At 63.6% G+C, this 5,472-nt stretch carries 6 protein-coding genes; all 6 read left to right on the top strand.

The window, feature by feature from the left end; all coding sequences use genetic code 11:
- A partial coding sequence (gene xseA, locus ACH2EI_RS14695; protein WP_395160573.1) for an exodeoxyribonuclease VII large subunit occupies window positions 1–910 on the top strand: 910 nt, incomplete at its 5' end.
- On the top strand, window positions 903–1,109 hold the full coding sequence (xseB, locus tag ACH2EI_RS14690; protein ID WP_395153289.1) for an exodeoxyribonuclease VII small subunit: 207 nt from the start codon (window positions 903–905) through the stop codon (window positions 1,107–1,109). The genes xseA and xseB, both read left to right, overlap by 8 nt.
- Before the next feature lie 83 nt (window positions 1,110–1,192).
- A complete protein-coding gene (locus ACH2EI_RS14685; RefSeq protein ID WP_395160571.1) occupies window positions 1,193–2,251 on the top strand; it encodes a polyprenyl synthetase family protein in 1,059 nt (352 codons plus the stop codon).
- Window positions 2,252–2,294: 43 nt separating this feature from the next.
- Complete coding sequence (crtI, locus tag ACH2EI_RS14680) at window positions 2,295–3,782, top strand: phytoene desaturase family protein (RefSeq protein WP_395153291.1); 1,488 nt, start codon at window positions 2,295–2,297, stop codon at window positions 3,780–3,782.
- Window positions 3,783–3,830: 48 nt separating this feature from the next.
- Window positions 3,831–4,748: a phytoene/squalene synthase family protein gene (locus ACH2EI_RS14675; protein WP_395153292.1), complete on the top strand. Its 918-nt coding sequence runs from the start codon at window positions 3,831–3,833 to the stop codon at window positions 4,746–4,748.
- Between the two features lie 184 nt (window positions 4,749–4,932).
- The coding region (locus tag ACH2EI_RS14670; protein ID WP_395160569.1) for a carotenoid biosynthesis protein at window positions 4,933–5,472 on the top strand (540 nt) is incomplete at its 3' end.

Below are 5,472 nucleotides of genomic sequence, written 5' to 3'. Positions count from 1 at the left end.
CGACACCAACCGTCGAGTTCGGGTGTCGCCAGTGCCGTTGCGGGTCGGTGTCGTCGCCAGCGTCGGCACGGCTGCGTGGCACGACTTCCGCGACGAACTCGAACGCAGCGGGATCGGCTTTCAGCTCAGCGTCGCCGACGTGCGGGTCCAGGGCGACATGGCCGAAAACATGGTCAACGCGGCTATTGCTCGGTTCGCGCTGCGCCACGACCTCGATGCAATCGTCGTCATCCGCGGCGGTGGCGCACGCAACGAACTTGCTGTCTTTGACTCCGAGAAGATCGCTCGAACGATCGCTGCCTGCCCAGTCCCAGTGTTGACCGGATTGGGCCACGAGGTCGACCGGAGTGTCGCCGACGAGGTGGCGCACACTGCCCTGAAAACACCGACGGCCTGTGCCGGTGCGCTGATCGAGCGCACCCAGCGCTACATCGGCGAGACCGAGCAGGCCTTTGCTTCGATCGTCCAACGCAGCGAGATCGCACTCAACGACGCCACGAATGACCTGTCTGAAGCAGCACATCGCATTGCCCGGCGCACGCACGCCGCTGTCGAACGGTCCGACGAACGGTTGAAGATGCGTGTCGATCGCCTGGCTCGAAGCGGCCCGGCCGCACTCGGCAGGTCGATCGAACGCCTCGACCGTGCATCGGCCCGCCTCCTCGAACGGCCCACCGATCTGCTCGCTCGTTCGACGCAACGGCTCGACGTGCTCGCCGCTCGCGTCGGCGCACTTGATCCCACCCTGCAACTCGCTCGCGGGTGGACAATGACCCACAACGCATTGGGCGGCCTGGTTCGCTCGACCGCAGACCTCGGCGTCGACGACGTCCTCATCACCACACTCGCCGACGGCACCGTCACGAGTACCGTCACCGCCACGCACCTGAAAGACGACACTGATGCCTGATGCCACCGAACAGCCCGGCTACGCCGCAGCACTCGACGAACTCGACACGATCTTGCGCGAACTCGAAGGCTCCGACGTTGACGTCGACCACCTGGCCGACCGAGTCGCGCGGGCCAGCGAGCTGATCACGCTCTGTCGCGAGAAGATCTCCAATGCACAGATCAAGATTGAACAGGTCACCGCCGACCTCGACAAGTGATCGGCCACACCGGTCACACTGTGCCAGGCACAGTGTGACCGCTACTCGGCAGGTCAATCCCCGTCGCCAGTACCCTTGACCCGATGCCGAGTGCTCCCGCCTCACTGCTCGAAGTGGCGACACGCGTCACGGGCCGACTGGATGAATTCCTGGCAACCGAGCGGGCCCGCTGGGTCGAACTCGAGCCTGCACTTGCGCAGCCGATCGACGAGATCCGCCGCTTGGTACTCTCCGGCGGCAAGCGGCTCCGGCCAGCGTTCTGCCACTGGGGATTTGTCGGTGCGGGTGGCGGCGCTGACGATCAAATCGACGTCGACGCCGGCGCCGCGTTCGAACTCATGCACGCCTGTGCACTGTTCCACGACGACGTCATGGACGATGCCGATTCGCGCCGCGGGCAGCGGACTGCCCACATGGTCGCAGCCGACGAGCACGCCGAGCAGGGCTGGGCCGGTGAGTCACGTCGATTCGGTGAAGGCGTGGCAATCCTCGTCGGCGACCTTGCCTTCGTCTACGCCGACCAGCTCCTCGCAGCTGCATCGCCTGCCGCCATCGGCATCTGGAACGAGCTACGGATCGAGCTGAACATCGGGCAGTACCTCGACATTCTGGGCGGCGTGAGCAGGACACGTGATCTGGCCGCATCCGAACGGATCTGTCGGTACAAGTCGGGCAAGTACACGATTGAGCGCCCCCTCCATCTTGGCGCCGTCCTCGCTGCGCCTGAACGCGCCGCCGAACTACTCCCCCACCTGTCCGCCTACGGCCTCCCACTCGGCGACGCATTCCAGATGCGCGACGACATCATGGGTGCGTTCGGCGACGAAGCAGTCACCGGCAAGCCGGTCGGCGGCGACCTCCTCGAGGGGAAGCCGACGCCGCTGCTCGCCCGGGCCACTCGCTCGGCAACCGACGCACAGCGCAAGGTTCTCGAGCTCGTCGGCGATCCCGGTATGAGCCCCGAGACGGTCGCGTCGATTCAGCAGGTGATCGTCGACACCGGCGGCCTGGCCGAATTGGAACAGCACATCAGCGAGCTCACTGAGTCCGCTGTCACGTCGCTCGACGCAGCACCGATCACTGCCGTCGCCAAGACTGAGCTGATAGCCCTCGCCGAATTCGTCGCGCAGCGCACGGTTTGAAAATGAACAAGTTAGAGAAAGATCTCACCATGGATGTGACCCTGTGAACGTTGTCGTCATCGGCGCAGGCCTCGGCGGCCTCTCCGCCGCAGCTCATCTCAGCAAGGCCGGGCACGACGTCACTATCGTCGAGCGCGAGTCCATGCCCGGTGGCCGCGCTGGCATGGTTATCCGAGACGGCTTCCGGCTCGACAACGGGCCGACCGTGCTCACAATGCCCGATCTGCTCGAAGAAGCCTTTCAGGCTGCCGGCGCGAACATGGCCGACCACGTCACAATCAAGCCGGTCGACCCCATGTACCGCGCCTGCTACGCAGATGGGTCGACGCTGTTCGTCAAGCACGGTCGCGAGGCCATGACCGAAGAGATCGCACGTTTCGCCGGCGACAAGGAGGCCGCTGCGTTCGGTGACTTCTCCGACTGGCTGAAGAAGCTCTACACCGCCGAGATGCGGTCGTACATTGACACGAACCTCGACTCGCCGCTCGATCTGATCAAGCCGTGGCGTGACGGACTGAAGATCCTGAAGCTCGGTGGCTTCGGCAAGCTCGACAAGAAGGTGGCCTCGTTCTTCGACGACCCACGGCTGCAGCAAATTTTCAGCTTCCAGTCGATGTATGCCGGCCTCGCGCCGTACGAGGCGTTGGCGATCTATGCCGTCATCACCTACATGGACGCCGTCGAGGGCGTCTTCGTGCCCGAGGGTGGCATGCACATGATGGCGGTCGGCTTGGCCGAGGCGGTCGAAAAGGCTGGCGTGACTATTCGCTACGAGGCCCCCGTCAACCAGATCGTCCGATTCGCGGACGGGTCGGTGCGTGGCGTGCAACTCGGCGAACCCGGCGCCGAGGGTGGCGAACTACTCGAAGCCGATGCAGTTGTGTGTAACCCCGATCTTCCGGTCGCGTATCGCGAGTTACTTGACGGCGTCGACGTTCCGAAGAAGGCGCAGAACGGCAAGTACAGCCCGTCATGTCTGCTCTGGATCGCTGGCGTCAAGGGCGAGCTTCCCGCCGACGCAGCACACCACAACATCCACTTTGGTGACGACTGGAACGGATCGTTCAAAGCACTCATCGAAGATGGTATTCGCATGCCCGACCCCTCGATCCTCGTCACCTTGCACTCGCTCGATGATCCAACGCTCGCTCCTCCCGGCCATAACAACCTGTACGTGCTCGAACCGACGCCAAACCTGAGCGGCAACATCGACTGGTCAAAAGAGCGCGACACGATCGTCGAATCACTGCAGACCAAGGTCGCGAGCCTCGGCTACCCGACCGACGTCGTGCTGGAAGAGGTCTACGACCCGCAGGATTGGGAACGCATGGGCATGGAACAGGGCACGCCCTTCGCACTGGCCCACACGTTCTTTCAGACTGGGCCATTTCGACCGAACAACGTCACCAAGAAAATCCCCGGCCTCGTCTTCGTTGGTAGCTCCACGCTGCCGGGCGTCGGCGTCCCCATGGTCCTCGTCTCCGGCAAGCTCGCAGCCGAGCGCGTCGACGAGTACGCCAAACGCAAATAGTTGCGGATGGGGTCAGACCCCTTTCGCAACTTCTACGCTCTTGTTCTGATGCGCAATCCGTTCCAGCGAACACCACCAGTTCCGACGACGCATCTGCTGCCGACCGGGCCCGTCACGCTCGACGAGAGCTATGAGTTGTGCCGCGACTTCAACAAGCGCCACGGCACGACCTACTACTGGTCGACGAAGGTGTTGCCGAAGATCAAACAGCACCACGTCCATGCGCTCTACGCGTTCGCTCGGTATGCCGATGACATCGTGGACGAGATTCCCTCGCAGGGAGGCCGCGACGTCCCGACCGAGGTCCGCGCCGCCGCCCTCAAAGACTTCGGTGACCGGTTCTTTGCCGACCTCGAAGTCGGTCGATCGGACGATCCCGTACTGAAAGCCGTCGTGCACACGGTCCGGGCCTTCGACATCGACACGACAGCGTTCCGACGCTTCCTCAGTTCCATGACGATGGACCTCACCATCGAGTCCTACGAAACGTGGGATGACCTGCTCGTCTACATGGACGGCTCGGCGGCGGTCATCGGCGAAATGATGCTCCCGATCCTCGAGCCCACCGACTACGAGACGGCGCTGCCGCATGCCCGCGACCTCGGCAATGCGTTCCAGCTCACGAACTTCCTGCGCGACATCGACGAGGACCTCGATCGCGGCCGCCAGTACGTGCCGCTCGAAGACAGCCGCCGGTTCGGCGTCGATCTCAAGGACCGCACAATGTCGCCCGAGTTCATTGCGCTGATGAAGTTTGAAATCAATCGCTGCCGTGAGCTGTACCGATCGTCCGACGTCGGCATTGCGATGCTGCCGGACCGATCCGCCAAGTGCGTGCAGGCTGCGAATACCCTGTACTCCCGGATTCTGGGCAAGATCGAAGCGAACGAGTACGACGTGTTTACGTCCCGAGCGAGCATCTCGACCGCCGAGAAGGCGGCCATGATCGCCAAGATGCTCCGGTGATGCAAGTGAGCCCTGTTTCCGCTGTTTCTGGCGTTTGTGTGAGCGATTCCAGCGTCGGTTGCCGCAATCGCTCACACAAAACTCTGGCGCGCTTTTTGTGTGAGCGATTCCTGCGTCCGTTGCCGCAATCGCTCACGCAAATCTCTGGCGCGCTTGTGGCGGGGTGCTTATTGGTTGGGTGCAGATGAAGCCGGTCGATCGGATCGGCGCGATTGCAGGGCTCGCAACAGTGGCCGGGATGATCGCCACGCCACTGCTGGCGCAGCGCGGCCTCGCTCGCAAGATCTTGTCGTCGGTGGTCGTGACCGGCATATTCGTCAACACCACGGCGAACGCCGCGCGGACCTGGGGTGGTCGACGCGCCGGTGCAGCAGCTGCGATCACTGCCGTCGCCACCACAGCTGTCGAGCGGATCGGCACACAGACCGGCTTGCCATTTGGGCAGTACGGCTACACCAACGCACTCCAACCGCAGGTGGCACACGTCCCGGCCATCGTGCCGCTGGCGTGGTTCGCGATGTCGTTGCCGTCGCGCGAGGCGGCACATGCCGCGCTCGGTGAACACTCGACACCCGGTCGACGGATTGCCCTCGGCAGTGCAGCGATGACTGCGTGGGACCTCTTCCTCGACCCGCAGATGGTCGGCGAGGGCTATTGGAGCTGGGTTCGGGCTGGCCGCTATCGGAGCATCCCTCTGAGCAACTTCGTGGGCTGGTTCATCACT

This window comes from Ilumatobacter sp., assembly GCF_041688325.1.
Classification (GTDB): Bacteria; Actinomycetota; Acidimicrobiia; order Acidimicrobiales; family Ilumatobacteraceae; genus Ilumatobacter_A.
This window is presented reverse-complemented; position numbering and strand designations above follow the sequence as displayed.